Genomic DNA, 15,484 nt, shown 5'->3' with positions numbered 1-15,484 from the left:
GCGGAACCGGCTTTGCCGGGCCGCTGGTGTTGCCCCCTTGAGGGGGGAGTCGAGCTACACGAAGTGAGCGAGGGACGGGGGTGGGTCATATGCTTGCGGCGCGGCTCAGGTGCCGTTCGTTGCCCGAGCGCCGGCGCAGCTTGTCGAGCAGCACGTAGACCACCGGCGTCGTCAGCAGCGTGAGCAGCTGGCTCGCGATCAGGCCGCCGATGATCGCCACGCCCAGCGGCTGGCGCAGCTCGGCGCCCTGGCCGAAGCCGATGGCCAGCGGCAGCGCACCCAGCGCGGCGGCCAGCGTGGTCATGAGGATCGGCCGGAAGCGCAAGAGGCAGGCCTCGCGCACCGCTTCCACGGCCGAGATGCCGCGCGCGCGCTCGGCATCGAGCGCAAAGTCGATGATCAGGATCGCGTTCTTCTTCACGATGCCGATCAACAGGAAGAGCCCGATCAGCGCAATGATCGAGAAATCCATGCGGAACAGCAGCAGCGCCAGCACCGCGCCCACACCCGCCGAAGGCAGCGTGGTCAGCACCGTGATCGGATGGATCAGGCTTTCGTAGAGCACGCCGAGCACGATGTAGATCACCACGATCGCCGCCAGGATGAGCGCCAGCTGCTGCCCCTGCGACTGCTGCGCTGCGAGCGCCGTGCCCTGGAAGCTGCCGCGCACGTTGACGGGCATCGCAATGTCGGCCTCGGCCTGCGCGACGATGCGGCGCGCGTCCTGCAGCGTGACGCCTTCGCCCAGGTTGAACGAGACGGTGCTCGCAAGCTCGGTGTCCTGGTGGTCGATGGAGCTCGGCACCGCGCGCTCGCTGACCTTGGCAATGGCCGAGAGCGGCACCATCAGCGTGGTGTTGGCCGCCAGCGCCTGGCCGGTGGAAGCGGTGCGCAGGCCGGGGTTGGCCGAGGTGGTGGTCGAGGTGCCGGTGCTCGCGTCGGTGGTGTTGGCGAGCGAGCTCACCGTGGTGGCGCCACTCGCGCTGGTGCTGGTGGTGAGCGTCGAAGGCACGTACAGGTCCTTCAGCACCACGGGCGCGCGCTGGTAGCGCGGCGCCCATTCCATGATCACCGAATACTGGTTGAGCTCGTCGTAGATGGTGGCGACCGAGCGCTGGCCGTAGGCGTTGTAGAGCGCGTTGTCGACCGCACCCGAGGTCACGCCAAGGCGCGCGGCGCTGTCGCGGTCGACGTCGACGTAGGTCTCCACGCCGTTGTCGGCCTGGTCGCTGTCGACGTCGGTCAGCGCGGGTTCCTGGCGCAGCCGGTCGGCCAGCTTGGCGGTCCAGGTGCGCAGGTCGGCCAGGTTGTCGCCCTTGAGCGTGTACTGGTAGGTGGAGTTGCTCGAGCGCCCGCCCATGCGCAGGTCCTGCACCGGGCTCAGGAACACGCGCAGGCCGGTGAGCTGGTTGAGCTGCGGCCGCAGCCGGTTGATGACCGCGGCGGTCTTCTCGGTGCGCTGCGACAGCGGCTTCAGGTTGACGAACATGAAGCCGCCGCCCGAGCGGCTGCCGCCCGCGAAGCCCACCACGGTGTCCACGGCCGGGTCCTTGTGGATGATGTCGACCGCCTGGCGCAGCTTTTCGCTCAGCGCCAGCGACGAAATGCTCTGGTCCGCACGCAGGCCCGCATTGAGCTGGCCGTTGTCCTGCTCGGGGAAGTAGCCCTTGGGAATGGCGGAGAACAGGTACACGTTGAGCCCGATGACCGCCAGCAGCACCACCATGACCACGGTCTTGCTCGCGAGCGCCCAGTCCAGGCTGTGGGCGTAGGTGCGCAGGCTCCACTGGTACACGCTCTCCGCCATGCGCGCCAGGCGCCCCGGCGGCCTGGCGCCAGGCTCCTCGGCCCGCAGCAGCATGGCGCACAGCATGGGCGTGGTGGTGAGCGAAATGACCAGCGAGATCAGCACCGCCACCGACAGCGTGACCGCGAATTCGCGGAACAGCCGGCCGATCTGCCCATCCATGAACAGCAGCGGAATGAACACCGCCACCAGCGAAAGGCTGATCGACAGCACGGTGAAACCGACCTCGCGCGCGCCGCGCAGGGCCGCCTCGATGCGGCCCATGCCGGCCTCGATGTGGCGGCTGGTGTTCTCCAGCACCACGATGGCGTCGTCCACCACGAAGCCGGTGGCCACGGTGAGCGCCATCAGGCTCAGGTTGTTGAGGCTGTAGCCCAGCAGGTGCATCACGCCGAAGGTGCCGAGCAGCGACACCACCGTGGCCACCGCCGGAATGATGGTGGCGCGCGCCCGGCGCAGGAACAGGCCGACCACCAGCACCACCAGCGCGATGGAGATCATGAGCGTGGCCTCGATCTCGCGCAGCGAGGCGCGGATGGAGTTGGTGCGGTCGGAGGCCACCTGCACCTCGATGTCCTGCGGCAGTTGCGCGCGCAGTTCGGGCAGCAGTTCGCGCACGCCGTCCACGGTGTCGATGATGTTGGCGCCCGGTTCCTGCGTGACCAGCACGATCACCGCGGGCTGGCCGTTGAACAGGCCCAGCGTGCGCGTGTTCTCCACGCTGTCGATCACCCGCGCGACATCGCCCAGCCGCACGGCCGCACCATTGCGCCAGGCGATCACCATGTCGCGGTACTCCACCGCATGGCGGCCCGGCGAGGGCGTGTAGATCTGCAGCCGGCGCTCGTCGTTCTCGATCGCGCCCTTGGGCCGATTGGCGTTGTTGGCCTGGATGGCGGCGCGCACGTCCTCGCTGCTGATGCCGAAGCGGTTGAGCGAGAAAGGCTCCAGCTCCACCCGCACGGCCGGCAGCGAGCCGCCGCCGATCTCGACCTCGCCCACGCCCTCCACCTGCGAGAGCTTCTGGCTCACGATGTTGGACACGGCCTCGTAGATCTGGCCCGGCGTGCGCGTCCTGGACGTGAGCGCCAGGATCGCGATGGGCGCGGCGGTCGGGTTGCGCTTGCGGTAGATCGGGTTGCTGCGCAGGGTGGCCGGCAGGTCGGCCCGCGCCGCGTTGATGGCTGCCTGCACCTCGCGCGCGGCGCTGTCGATGTTGCGCTTGAGATCGAACTGCAGGCTGATGCGGGTCGAGCCGTTCGAACTGGTCGAGGTGAGTTCGTTGACACCCGCGATCACGCCGAGGCGGCGCTCCAGCGGCGTGGCCACGCTCGAGGCCATGGTGCTCGGGCTGGCGCCCGAGAGGCTGGCCGTGACCGAGATGGTGGGAAAGTCGACCTGCGGCAGCGGCGACACAGGCAGCACGAAGAACGCCGCGATCCCGGCCAGCGCAATGCCGATGGTCAGCAGCACCGTCGCGATCGGGCGTTCGACGAAAGGCCTGGACAGGTTCATGCAGCCGCGGCCTCCCGCTTGCGTCCGAACCGGCGGCCCAGCCGGTCGAAGGCCAGGTAGACCACCGGCGTGGTGAACAGCGTGAGCACCTGGCTCACCACCAGGCCGCCGAAGATGGCCAGGCCCAGCGGCCGCCGCAGCTCGGCGCCCTCGCCCCAGCCGAACATCAGCGGCAGCGCCGCGAAAAGCGCCGCCAGCGTGGTCATCAGGATCGGCCGGAAGCGCAGCAGCGCCGCCTGGTGGATGGCTTCGTGCGGCGACTTGCCCTCGCGCCGCTCGGCGTCGATGGCAAAGTCGATCATCATGATCGCGTTCTTCTTGACGATGCCGATCAGCAGGATGATGCCGATGATGCCGATCACGCCCAGGTCGTTGCCCGTGACCATCAAGGCCAGCAGCGCACCCACGCCGGCGGAGGGCAGCGTCGAGAGAATCGTCAGCGGATGGATGTAGCTCTCATACAGCACGCCCAGCACGATGTACACGCACACCACCGCCGCCAGGATCAGCCACAGCTGGTTGGACAACGATTTCTCGTAGGCCCCCGCCGCACCCAGGAAGGTCATGGTCATGCTCGCGGGCATGCCGATCTCCCTGGCCGCCGCGCGAATGGCCGCCACCGACTTTCCGAGTGCCACGTTGTCGGCCGTGTCGAAACCCACGGTGGCGGCCGGATACTGCGCCACATGCGTCACCTGCAGCGGCGCGGCCTGCTCGCGCACCGTGGCAATCGACGACAGCGTGGTGGCGCCGCCGCTGCCGGTGCGCAGTTGCAGGTTGCCCAGCAGCTGCGGCGAAGCCAGGGCCTCGCGCTGCGCTTCGAGGATCACGCGGTACTGGTTGGTCTCGGTGAAGATGGTCGAGACGATGCGCTGGCCGAACGCGCTGTAGAGCGTGTCGTCCACCGAACTGGCCGTGACCGAGAGGCGCGAGGCCGTGTTGCGGTCGATGTCCACGTAGGCGGCCAGTCCCTTCGCGCCAGCGTTGGTGGTGGGGTTGCGCACCAGCGGTTCGGTGCGCAGGCGCTCCACCAGCTTCTGCGCCCAGGCATCGACGGTGTTGGTGTCCACCCCTTCGAGCGAGACGCGGAATTCGGTCGGGCCGGTCTCGGCGTCGATGGTCAGGTCCTGCGTGGGCTGCAGGTACAGCGTCACGCCGGCCACGGCCCGCACGCGCTCGCGCAGGCGCTGCATCGTGGCTTCCTGGTTGCCGCGGTCGGCGCGCATGTTGATGAGCATGCTGCCGGTGTTCAGCGCCGTGTTGTTGGCCGCATCCACGCCCACCACCGAGCTCACGCTGGCCACCTCGGGGTCGGCCAGGATCGCGTTGGCGGTCTGCTGCTGCAGCTCGGCCATGCGCGTGTACGACACATCCTGCGCGGCCTCGATGCGCGCCTGCAGCTGCCCGGTGTCCTGGGTCGGGAACAGCCCCTTCGGAATCACCACGTAGAGCAGCACGGTCAGCGCCAGCGTGGCCACCGCCACGATGAGTGTCAGCGGCTGGTGGCGCAACACCCATTGCAGCCACACGTCGTAGCGGGCAATCACACCATCGAAGAAGCGCTGCACGCTGGCACCGAAGCGCCCGCCCTCCTCCGCCTGCGGCCTGAGCCAGCGCGCCGACATCATCGGCACCAGCGTGAGCGACACCACCGCGGAAATCAGGATGGTGATGGCCAAGGTGACCGCGAACTCGCGGAACAGCCGCCCCACCACATCGCCCATGAACAAGAGCGGAATCAGCACCGCGATGAGCGACACCGTGAGAGAGATGATGGTGAAGCCGATCTGCGTGGCCCCCTTGAGCGCCGCCTTGAACGGCGGATCGCCCTCCTCCAGGTAGCGCGCGATGTTCTCGATCATCACGATCGCGTCGTCCACCACGAAGCCGGTGGCAATGGTCAGCGCCATCAGGCTCAGGTTGTTGAGGCTGTAGCCCAGCAGGTACATCAGCCCGCAGGTGCCCACGAGCGAGATCGGCACCGCCAGGCTGGCAATCACCGTGGCGCGCACGCTGTGCAGGAAGAAGAAGATCACCAGCACCACCATCACCACGGCCAGCCCGAGCTCGAGCTGCACGTGCGAGACCGAGGCCCGGATGCCGGTGGTGCGGTCGCTCAGCACCTCCACCTTGAGCGAGCCCGGCAGCGAGGCCTGCAGCTCGGGCAGCTGCTTCTTGATGGCATCGACCGTGCCGATCACATTGGCGCCCGGTTGCCGCTGCACATTCAGGATGATGGCCGGGTAGAGCACAGGCCGCTGTTCTCCCGCGCGCAATGCGGCCCAGGCGCCCAGCTGCGTGTTCTCGGCGCCGTCGACCACGCGCGCCACGTCGGTCATGCGCACCGGCGCGCCGTTCTTCCACGCGACGATCAGGTTCTTATAGTCGTCCGCCGTCACGAGCTGGTCGTTGGCATTGATGGTGTAGGCCCGACGAGGTCCGTCGAAGCTGCCCTTGGCGCTGTTGGCATTGGCCGCGCTGATGGCGCTGCGCAGCGTGTCCAGCCCGATGCCCACCGACGCGAGCGCGTTGGTGTCGGCCTGGATGCGCACCGCCGGCCGCTGTCCGCCCGAAAGCGACACCAGCCCCACGCCGCTGACCTGGCTGATCTTCTGCGCGAGCCGCGTGTTCACGAGGTTCTGCACCTCGGTGAGCGGCATGGTCTGGGAGCTCACGGCCAGCGTGAGGATGGGTGCGTCGGCCGGGTTCACCTTGGCGTACACGGGCGGCGCCGGCAGGTCGGCCGGCAGCAGCGAGCCGCCGGCATTGATGGCGGCCTGCACCTGCTGCTCGGCCACGTCCAGCGTCTGGTCGAGCGCGAACTGCAGCGTGACGATCGACACGCCTGCCGAGCTCACCGAGCTCATGCGGTTGAGCCCCGCCATCTGGCCGAACTGGCGCTCGAGCGGAGCCGTGACGGTGCGGCTCATGACCTCGGGGCTGGCGCCGGGGTAGAGGGTCTGCACCTGGATGGTCGGGTAGTCGACCTGCGGCAGCGCGGCCAGCGGCAAGAGCCGCAGGCCCACCAGGCCGGCCAGCACGATGGCCACCATCAGCAGCGCCGTGGCCACCGGCCGTTCGATGAAGGGGCGGGAGGGGCTCATCGCGAACGCGCTCGCTTGTTCCGGGGGTTGTTGTGGCGGCTGCTCTTCATCATTGCGGCGGACGCTGGCGCCGCCGCTCTCCACCGCCTTCGCCGCGCTGTCCGCGCGGGCCCGAGGCCGCACCGCGCGGCCCGGAAGCGCCGCCGCGCGGGCCTGCCGCGGGCCGGTCGCCCTGCAGCTGCACGACCGCGCCGTCCTTGATGCGGTCGCCGCCCTCGGTCACCACGTTCTCGCCGGCCTTCAGGCCCGAGGTGATGGCCACCACCTCGACGTTGGCCTCGCCGCGCTTCACCGCGCGCATCGACACCGTGCGGTCCTCGTTGATCACATAGACGTAGTCGCCATTGGGGCCGGTGCGCACCGCCGTCACCGGCACCACCACCGCGCGCACCTTGCGCAGCAGCATCTGCACGTTGACGAACTGGCTCGGGAACAGCGTGGTCTGCGCATTGCCGAAGCGCGCCTTGGCCTTCACCGTGCCGGTGGTGGTGTCGACCACGTTGTCGAGCGTAGAGAAGGTGCCCGTGTCGAGCGTTGCCGCGCGGGTGCGGTCGAAGGCGGTGACCGGCAGCGGCTCGCCCTTGGCAAGCTGCGCCTGGATGTCGGGCACGCGGTCCTGCGGCATCGAGAACTGCACGTCGATCGGGTTCATCTGCGTGATGACCGCGATGCCGGTGGCCGCGTTGGCCGTCACGGTGTTGCCCGCATCCACAGCGCGCAGGCCGATGCGGCCGGCCACCGGCGCTGTGATGCGGGTGTAGTCGAGGTTCAGCTTGGCGGCGGCCTCGGCCGCCAGGTCGGTGGTGACAGTGCCTTCGAGCTGGCGGACCAGCGCGGCCTGGGTGTCGACGTCCTGCCGGGCGATGGAGTCCTGTCCCAGCAGGGTGCGGTAGCGCGCCAGCGTGACGCGCGCGGCATCGAGCTGCGCCTCGTCGCGCTGGCGCGTGCCGCGGGCCTGCATCAGCGCCTGCTCGTAGGGCCGCGGATCGATGCGGGCGAGCAGCTGGTTCTTTGCCACGGTCTGCCCTTCCGTGAACAGCACTTCGGTCAGCACGCCGCCGACCTGCGCCTTGAGCGTGATGGTCGCGAGCGGCGTGACCGTGCCGAGCGCATCGATGGTCACCGGCAATTCGATCTCGCGCGCCGCCGCATGGCCCACCGTGACGGTCGCGCCGCCGAAGCCCGGTCCGCCGGCAGGGCTGCCCTTGCGGTTGATCAGATACCAGGCGCCGCCCCCCAGCACCAGCAGCAGCACCAGCGCAATCAGGCTGCCGAGCCAGAGCCTGCGGCGCGAGGGTGGCCGTGCAGGGGGGGACGAAGAAGGTGGGGTTGCCGGTTGGACAGCAGGCGAATCGCCGGAAGAAGGCTCGGAGTTCGGTGATTCCATGGGGTGTGGCAGTGCGCAAGTACAGCCGCTAGTGGAGCGCCGCATCGTAGCGCGCCTGTCTTATGAACCGTAAAGCGCCGGTAAAGCTGCGGACAAGGGCTGCATTTCGCGCCGGTTCGCCGCAGCTCGCGCCGCCGCTCCGCATTTCGTCGCAGGAGCCTGGCGGCGGCGCGGGGGCGCCGGCACAGTCCGCTCCATCGAATCGTCTTTTCAACCGGAGAAACGCCATGCTGCTGCAAATCATTCTTCACACCCCGAAGTGGGTCTTCGCCGTTTTCGTGCTGCTCCTGTGGCTTGGCTGCAAGCAGCTGATGTCCGGCAGCGTCAGCCTGGCCAAGGTCACGCTGATGCCGATTGCCATGACCGGCCTTTCGCTGGCCGGCGTGATCTCGGCCTTCGGCGATTCGCCCGGCGCCCTGCTCGGCTGGGCCGTGGCGGCGGCCGCCCTGGTGCTGGTGGTGTTGCAGCAGCCGCTGCCCGCCAGCACGCGCTACGACCGGGCCACCCGCGAATTCCATCTGGCCGGCAGCGTGGTGCCGCTGCTGCTGATGATGGGCATCTTCTTCACCAAGTACGCGGTGGGCGTGGCCTTGGCCATGCACCCCGAGCTGCGGCAGCAGGCCGGCTTCAGCGTCGCCGTTCCCATGGTGTACGGCGCCTTCAGTGGCGTGTTCGCGGCGCGGGCGGTGCGGCTGTGGAAGTTGGCGATCCGTAGCGACGCCATGGCCGTGGCCGCCCGCGCAGCCTAAGATCGCCGCCGGCCACACTCCAGGAACCGCCATGACAGTGCTCTTTCTGATCCTCAAGATTGCCGTCTCGGTGGTGCTGGCCGCCTCCATCGCAGAGGCGCTGGTGCTGTCGTGGCGCAATGGATGGCGCAGCTACGACTGGAAGGCCGCCGGCGTTTCGGTGGTCGACTTCCTGGTGCGCGAGTACCCGCTGCGCTGGCTGCTGCCGCTCGCCTTCTGGACCGGGGCCATGGACTGGTTCTGGAACCACCGCCTCTTCACGCTGCCCATGGGCCACTGGAGCGGCTGGGTCGCCTGCTTCATCGGCCAGGAGTTCTGCTACTACTGGTACCACCGCGCGGCTCACCGGGTGCGCTGGTTCTGGTGCACGCATGCCATCCATCATTCGCCGAACCAGCTCAACCTGTCGGCCGCCTACCGTTTCGGCTGGACGGGCAAGCTCACCGGCACGCTCGCCTTCTTCATGCTCGCGCCGCTTTTGGGCATGCCGCCAAAGGTGATCCTGCTGATGCTCACGCTGAACCTGCTGTACCAGTTCTGGATCCACGCGGCCTGGATTCCGAAGCTCGGCCCGCTGGAATGGGTGCTCAACACGCCATCGGCCCACCGCGTGCACCATGCCTCGAACCTCGAGTACCTGGACGGCAACTACGGCGGCGTGCTGATCGTGTTCGACCGCCTGTTCGGCACCTACATTCCGGAGCGCGCCGACCTGCCCTGCCGCTATGGGCTGGTGAGGCCGATCACCTCCAACAACCTCTTCGAGATCGAGTTCACCCACTGGCGGGCGCTGCTGCGCGACCTGCGCTCGGCGCGCTCGGTGCGGGCTTTCGCCGGCTACCTGCTCAAGCCGCCGGGCTGGCGCCCCGACGGGCCGGGCGAGACGACCGAGGAAATGCGGCGGCGGGCTGCGCTGCAGCCGCCATCATCACCGTCATCAACCGCCGCCACTCTCATTCCCGTCCAGTTCAAGGAGCTGTCATGAACCCCGTTGCATCCCGTTCGGATTCGTCTCTTCCCGACATCGAAAAGCTCGCCCGCCGCCGCGCCGGCGCCAAGATGGGCTGGTACATCCACGCCTTCGTCTATATGCTGGTGAACCTCGCTCTGGTGGCGCTCTCCGCATCGCGCGGCCACACCTGGGCCGTGTATCCGCTCATGGGCTGGGGCCTGGGCCTCTTGATCCACGGCGCCGTGATCTGGTTCGTTGCGCCCGGCGGCAGCTTCCATGACCGGCTGGTGGAGCGCGAACGGCGGGCGCTGCGCTCCGGAACGCGCGGATGAGTGCCGAAGCGCTCCCCCGTTTCCGCGCGGAGAATGTCCGGGGCATGCTGCGGCATGGCCTGATCACTGTCGTGTTCTGCTGCTTCATTGCCGCCGCGCTGGCCATCACGCAGCACGGGAACTGGGATGCGCAGATGGTGTATTCGCTGTCGATCGGGCTGATCAGCTGGCTCTTCATCGACGTGGGCCGGCTGCTGATCAGCGGCCACCGGGAGATCCTCTGGCCGTCCGGCCCCTGGGGTTATCTGCTGGTGGCGGGCGGCGTGACCGTGGGCTTCCTCGGGGGCAACGCCATCGGCGACGCATGGACCCACCAGCCCCTGCTCGACTTCGGCAGCTTCACGGAACGCAAGCTCGCAACCACGATCGTCATCACCGTGACGGCCACCGTCTGCATGTGCTTCTTCTTCTACAGCCTGGGCCGGAGCAAGCACCTGCGCAGCCAGATCGAGCTGGCGCAGCGCAACGCCACCGAGGCGCGGCTCAAGCTGCTCGAGACCCAGCTCGAGCCGCACATGCTGTTCAACACGCTGGCCAACCTGCGCGTGCTGATCACCACCGATCCGCCGCGCGCCGTGGCCATGCTCGACCGCCTCAACAACTACCTGCGCATGACGCTCAGCGGCTCGCGCGCACTTGCGCATCCGCTCGCGGCCGAGTTCGAACGGCTGGCCGACTACCTCGAGCTGATGTCCGTGCGCATGGGCGAGCGCCTGCGCTACACGCTCGATCTGCCCGCCGAACTGCGCGACGCGCCGGTGCCGCCGCTGCTGCTGCAGCCGCTGGTCGAAAACAGCATCCGCCACGGGCTCGAACCCAAGGTCGAAGGCGGTGCGATCGATGTGCGTGCGCGGCAGCTCGACGGCCGGTTGATCATCGAAGTGCGCGATACCGGCGTCGGCCTCGATGCAGCGCAAACTTCCGAAGGCAGCGGCTTCGGGCTCGAGCAGGTGCGCGAACGGCTTGCCACCGTGTATGGCGACCAGGGCCGCATGAGCCTGGCCGCCGGGCCTTCGGGCGGAACCCTTGCCACACTCAGCTTTCCATTGCAGCCCCGTCCATGAATCCCACCGCCCTCATCGCCGAAGACGAACCGCTGCTCGCCCAGGCCCTCAAGGCCGAACTCGGCGCCGCATGGCCCGGACTGCAGGTGCTCGCCACCACGGGCGACGGCCGCAGCGCCGTGCAGGAGGCGATGCGCCTGCTGCCACAGGTGCTGTTCTTCGACATCCGCATGCCGGGCCTCGACGGCCTGGGCGCCGCCGCCGAGCTGGCCGACCGCTGGCCCGTGGACGAGGCGCCCATGCCGCAGCTGGTCTTCGTGACTGCGTACGACGAATATGCCGCCCGCGCCTTCGAAACCCAGGCCATCGACTACGTGCTCAAGCCCGTGCAGCCCGAGCGTTTGCGCAAGACCGTGCTGCGGCTTCAGCAGGCGCTGGCTGCGCAGCAGCAGGCAAAGCCAGCGCCCGCCGCCGCCGACGAGGCGCTCGAGCGCACGCTTGCGCAATGGCGCGAGGTGCTTGCCGCCGCAGCAGGCAACGGCGCGTCGGCGCCGCCCGCCACTTCCACCGCCCTGCTGAAGATGATCGCCGCCAGCGACGCCGGCGGCAGCACCGTGCGCATGGTTCCGATCGAAGAGGTGCTGTATTTCGAGGCCGCCGACAAATACATCCGCGTGCTGACCGCCGCGCACGAATACCTGATCCGCACGCCGCTCAAGCAGTTGCTGACCCAGCTCGATCCCGAAACCTTCTGGCAGGTGCATCGCGCGGTGGTGGTGCGCAGTTCGGCCATCGAGGCCGTGCACCGCGACGAGGCCGGCAAGCTGCACCTCGACCTGCGCGGCCGGCCCGAAAAAATCCCTGTCAGCCGGCTCTACGGCCACCTGTTTCGCGCCATGTGAAATGGCGGGCACGGCGCGGGCGCATAAAAAAAGCCGACCCCGGAAGGTCGGCCTTTCTTATTGGGCGGATGTTTGCCGCCTGCGGAACCGCTCAACGCCAGTGGCGATGGCCGTGGTAGTAGCCACGCGGACCGTAGTAGCGCGGCGGTCCGTAGTAAGCCGGCGGCGCGTAGTACACCGGGGCCGGACGGTAATAGACCGGCGGCGGCGGACGGTAGTACACGGGCGGCGGCGGTGCGTAGTACACCGGCGCAGGGGCCGCATAGACCGGGGCCGGGTAGTAGGCCGGAGCGCCCACGCCCACGGCAACTCCTGGCAGACCCACGCCGATCGACCAGCTCACGTCGCCACGGGCACTGGCCGAGGTGGCCGCAAACAATGCACCGGCTGCCACGGCACCCGCGGCGGCCCATTTGAAGAAGGTTGAACGTGTGAGGCTCATGATGTTGGACTCCTTGTTGGGGCGTTTCCCGCCCATGTGTGTATTGAACGCGCCAAATGCAAAGCGGTTGCCCGCCGCAATGTGAAGAACGTAGCCAAAGGTAACTGGCAGGGGGTGCGTTCTAGAATGCCGCAATGACCTCCCCGACCGACAAAGACAGCGCAAAAACAGCCGCTGCACCGAGCAATTTCCTGCGCCACGTGATCGAAAACGACCTTGCGCAGGGGGCCTATTCTGGCCGCAAATGGGGTGGCTCGCCCGGCGACGCCGCCCATCACGCCCAGGGCATGGCCGACCCGGCCAGGGTGCGCATGCGCTTTCCGCCCGAGCCCAACGGCTACCTGCACATCGGCCATGCCAAGAGCATCTGGCTGAATTTCGAACTGGCCAGGGAATACGGCGGCGTCTGCCACCTGCGCTTCGACGACACCAACCCCGAGAAGGAAGAGCAGGAATACGTCGACTCCATCCGCGATGCCGTCCGATGGCTCGGCTACGAAACCTTCCTGGCCGACCGCCCGAGCGCCCCGGGCACCCTGCAGCCGCATGAATACTTCGCGAGCGACTACTTCGACTTCATGTACCGCGCCGCCGAATACCTGATCGGCGCGGGCCTGGCCTACGTGGACGAGCAAAGCGCCGAGGAAATCCGCGCCAACCGCGGCGACTTCAACACGCCCGGCACCGACAGCCCGTTCCGCAGCCGCAGCGTGGAAGAAAACCTCGCCCGCTTCCGCGCCATGCAGGCCGGCCAGCTGCCCGACGGCGCCGCCATCCTGCGCGCGAAGATCGACATGGCGAGCCCCAACATCAACATGCGCGACCCCGCGCTCTACCGCATCCGCCGGGCCACCCACCACAACACCGGCGACAAGTGGTGCATCTACCCGATGTACACCTTTGCGCACCCCATCGAGGACGCGCTCGAGCAGATCACCCATTCCATCTGCACGCTGGAATTCGAAGACCAGCGCCCCTTCTACGACTGGCTGCTCGACCGCCTGGCCGAAGGCGGCCTGATCGCCAGCCCGCATCCGCGCCAGTACGAGTTCGCGCGCCTCAACGTCACCCACGTGCTCACCAGCAAGCGCAAGCTGCGCCAGCTGGTCGAGGAAAAGCACGTCGACGGCTGGGACGACCCGCGCATGCCCACCCTCGCGGGCCTGCGCCGCCGCGGCTACACGCCCGAGGCGCTGCGCCTGTTCTGCGAACGCAGCGGCACCACCAAGTCCGGCGGCTGGATCGACTACGCGAGCCTGGAAGCCGCGCTGCGCGACACCCTCGACCCCATCGCGCCGCGCGCCATGGCCGTGCTCGACCCGGTCAAGCTGGTGATCACCAACTGGGGCGAACTGATGGGCGGCGACGAGGTGCTCGACGACTGCTCCGCCCCTGTGCATCCGCACCACCCCGAGATGGGCAAGCGCGAGTTCAAGCTCGGCCGCGAGGTCTGGATCGAAAGCACCGACTACGAGGACGTGCAGCCCAAAGGGTTCTTCCGCCTCTTCCCCGGCAACAAGGTGCGGCTGAAGTACGGCCACGTCATCGAATGCACCGGCGCCACGCGCGATGCCAACGGCAAGCTCGTCGAAGTGCAGGCCACGCTGGTGCCCGACACCAAGAGCGGCACGCCCGGCGCGGACGCCATCAAGGTGAAGGGCAACATCACCTGGGTGGCCGCGGCCGATGCGGTCGAGGCCGAGGTGCGGCTCTACGAGCGCCTGTTCGCGGCGGCCAATCCCGGCAGCGGCGATCTGCTCGACGAACTCAACAAGGCGAGCCTGGAGGTTTGCTCCGCGTACGTCGAACCGTCGCTGGCCAAGGCGCAGGACGGTGTGGCGTTCCAGTTCGAGCGGCACGGGTACTTCGTGCTCGATGCGAAGGCAAGTGCCGATGGCAAGCGCGTGTTCAATCGCGCTGCGGGCATGCGGGACAGCTGGGGCAAGTAGCCGCCCTCTGTCTGCACAAAGCCGGCGGCCGCGATGGCGCCGGCTTTTTTGTCATTCATTCGTGCCGTTTGTAGACCACGCCCAGCACCGCGCTGTTTTCATCCGTCGTGCACAGCGCCGGCCGCCCCTGCGCGCCGATCTTCAGGTTGACCGTGTAGACGCCGTCGCGCGGCGTCGTGCCTTTGTCCGCAATGACGCTCGACGCCGGCACGCGAAATTCGCGCGCGGCCGCGGCCACGCAGTTCCTGATGCTCGCCTCGGGCGCGCCGCCTACACGGATCGCGGTGCTGTTGCACCCGGCGGCCACGGCGGCCGCGCTTACCATCAAGACCCATCGGCCCAGTGCTCGGATGTTCATTTCCGGTCCCCTTGTGTTCGCTGCGCCCTTGTTTGTTCGCTTCGCAAGCCTTGAGTTCAACGCCATGCATCCCTCGCTTCCCGATTCCCGCTCGACCGGCCTCGACCGCCGCTGCGCCCTGCTCGGCACCTTCGGCCTCATGGCATTGGCCTCGACGCACGCCGGTGCGGCTCCCTCGCCCCGAAAGAAGCCGCCGGAGGTCTGGCCGCATGCATCCCAGGTACCGGGCGGCGTGGCCCGCCTGTCGCTCGGTCCGGCGGCCCGGCGCCCGAAGGCCTTCTCCGGCGACGTGCCGTTGCTGGTGGTGGGTGATGCCATCGAGTGGACCGCACTGGTGGGCATTCCGCTCGCGGCCGTTCCGGGCGAGGCGAGCATCGCCGTACGGTACGAGGGCGGCAATGAAAAGCAGATCGCCTACACGGTGAGCCCCAAGCAATACCGCGAGCAGCGCCTGACGGTGCCGCCGCGCACCGTCGACCTGTCGCCCGAGGACGAGGCACGCTACGAACGCGAACGCGCGCACCTGGCCGCCGTGATGGCCACCTTCACCGATCTGCGGCCCGATGCCTCGCTGCAGATGCGCGTCCCCGTGCCGGGCCGCCGTTCCAGTTCGTTCGGCCTGCGCCGCGTGTTCAACGGCCAGTCGCGCAATCCGCACAGCGGCATGGACATCGCGGCCGGCACCGGCACGCCCGTGCTGGCGCCGCTGCCGGGACGCGTGATCGACACCGGCGACTATTTCTTCAACGGCGGCACAGTGTGGCTCGACCATGGCGGTGGCCTGCTGACCATGTATTGCCACCTGAGCCGCATCGACACAAAGGTGGGCGATGTGCTGAGGACCGGCGAGCAGCTGGCGGCCGTGGGCGCCACCGGGCGCGTGACGGGGCCGCATCTGCACTGGTCCGTGATGCTCAATCGGGCGATGGTGGATCCGGCGCTGTTTATCGCCGCCTAGACACGGACTGGCCCGCCCGGGTCTG

General features: G+C 68.3%; 12 protein-coding genes. 7 read left to right on the top strand and 5 right to left on the bottom strand.

Translation table 11 applies throughout. The annotated features are described in order from the left end of the window. Window positions 1–85: 85 nt before the first annotated feature. Genes FB547_RS24170 through FB547_RS24160 form a run of 3 tightly spaced genes read right to left on the bottom strand, consistent with a single transcriptional unit; the run spans window position 86 to window position 7,813 of the window. On the bottom strand, window positions 86–3,322 hold the full coding sequence (locus tag FB547_RS24170) for an efflux RND transporter permease subunit (protein WP_145746192.1): 3,237 nt from the start codon (window positions 3,320–3,322) through the stop codon (window positions 86–88). Next, window positions 3,319–6,426, bottom strand: a complete 3,108-nt coding sequence (locus tag FB547_RS24165; RefSeq protein ID WP_145746191.1) for an efflux RND transporter permease subunit — start codon at window positions 6,424–6,426, stop codon at window positions 3,319–3,321. Before FB547_RS24165 ends, FB547_RS24170 begins: the two co-directional genes overlap by 4 nt. A gap of 49 nt (window positions 6,427–6,475) precedes the next feature. Continuing rightward, window positions 6,476–7,813: an efflux RND transporter periplasmic adaptor subunit gene (locus tag FB547_RS24160; protein ID WP_145746190.1), complete on the bottom strand. Its 1,338-nt coding sequence runs from the start codon at window positions 7,811–7,813 to the stop codon at window positions 6,476–6,478. 227 nt (window positions 7,814–8,040) lie between these two features. Here FB547_RS24160 and FB547_RS24155 point away from each other — a divergent pair, with 227 nt between their 5' ends. Genes FB547_RS24155 through FB547_RS24135 form a run of 5 tightly spaced genes read left to right on the top strand, consistent with a single transcriptional unit; the run spans window position 8,041 to window position 11,752 of the window. After that, the gene (locus FB547_RS24155; RefSeq protein WP_145746189.1) at window positions 8,041–8,562 is read left to right on the top strand and encodes a DUF6622 family protein; all 522 of its coding nucleotides are present in this window, start codon (window positions 8,041–8,043) and stop codon (window positions 8,560–8,562) included. A gap of 31 nt (window positions 8,563–8,593) precedes the next feature. Continuing rightward, window positions 8,594–9,547 carry a sterol desaturase family protein gene (locus tag FB547_RS24150; protein WP_145746188.1) on the top strand — a complete coding sequence of 318 codons (954 nt, stop codon included), beginning with the start codon at window positions 8,594–8,596 and terminating at the stop codon, window positions 9,545–9,547. Further along, entirely contained in the window at window positions 9,544–9,846 is a 303-nt protein-coding gene (locus FB547_RS24145; protein WP_145746187.1) for a 2TM domain-containing protein, read from the top strand. Before FB547_RS24150 ends, FB547_RS24145 begins: the two co-directional genes overlap by 4 nt. Then, entirely contained in the window at window positions 9,843–10,910 is a 1,068-nt protein-coding gene (locus tag FB547_RS24140) for a sensor histidine kinase (protein ID WP_145746186.1), read from the top strand. Before FB547_RS24145 ends, FB547_RS24140 begins: the two co-directional genes overlap by 4 nt. Next, window positions 10,907–11,752, top strand: a complete 846-nt coding sequence (locus FB547_RS24135; RefSeq protein ID WP_145746185.1) for a LytR/AlgR family response regulator transcription factor — start codon at window positions 10,907–10,909, stop codon at window positions 11,750–11,752. The genes FB547_RS24140 and FB547_RS24135 overlap by 4 nt, the downstream gene beginning before the upstream one ends. A 91-nt stretch (window positions 11,753–11,843) precedes the next feature. On the opposite strand, the gene FB547_RS24130 is transcribed toward FB547_RS24135, so the two are convergent. After that, window positions 11,844–12,194 (bottom strand): hypothetical protein, encoded by a 351-nt coding sequence (locus FB547_RS24130; RefSeq protein WP_145746184.1) that lies wholly within the window; start codon window positions 12,192–12,194, stop codon window positions 11,844–11,846. 134 nt (window positions 12,195–12,328) lie between these two features. On the opposite strand from FB547_RS24130, the gene FB547_RS24125 reads away from it, so the two are divergent. Beyond that, window positions 12,329–14,143, top strand: coding sequence for a glutamine--tRNA ligase/YqeY domain fusion protein (locus tag FB547_RS24125; RefSeq protein ID WP_145746183.1), 1,815 nt, complete (start codon window positions 12,329–12,331; stop codon window positions 14,141–14,143). Between the two features lie 55 nt (window positions 14,144–14,198). On the opposite strand, the gene FB547_RS24120 is transcribed toward FB547_RS24125, so the two are convergent. Next, on the bottom strand, window positions 14,199–14,501 hold the full coding sequence (locus FB547_RS24120) for a hypothetical protein (protein WP_225612871.1): 303 nt from the start codon (window positions 14,499–14,501) through the stop codon (window positions 14,199–14,201). A 64-nt stretch (window positions 14,502–14,565) separates the two neighbouring features. Between FB547_RS24120 and FB547_RS24115 the strand changes: the two genes are divergently transcribed. Next, window positions 14,566–15,459 (top strand): M23 family metallopeptidase, encoded by an 894-nt coding sequence (locus tag FB547_RS24115; protein ID WP_186454236.1) that lies wholly within the window; start codon window positions 14,566–14,568, stop codon window positions 15,457–15,459. Window positions 15,460–15,484 lie beyond the last annotated feature (25 nt).

It is taken from the genome of Variovorax beijingensis (assembly GCF_007828835.1).
Lineage (GTDB): Bacteria > Pseudomonadota > Gammaproteobacteria > Burkholderiales > Burkholderiaceae_C > Variovorax > Variovorax beijingensis_A.
The sequence above is the reverse complement of the archived record's forward strand: the minus strand, read 5'-3'. Positions and strand labels throughout refer to the sequence as shown.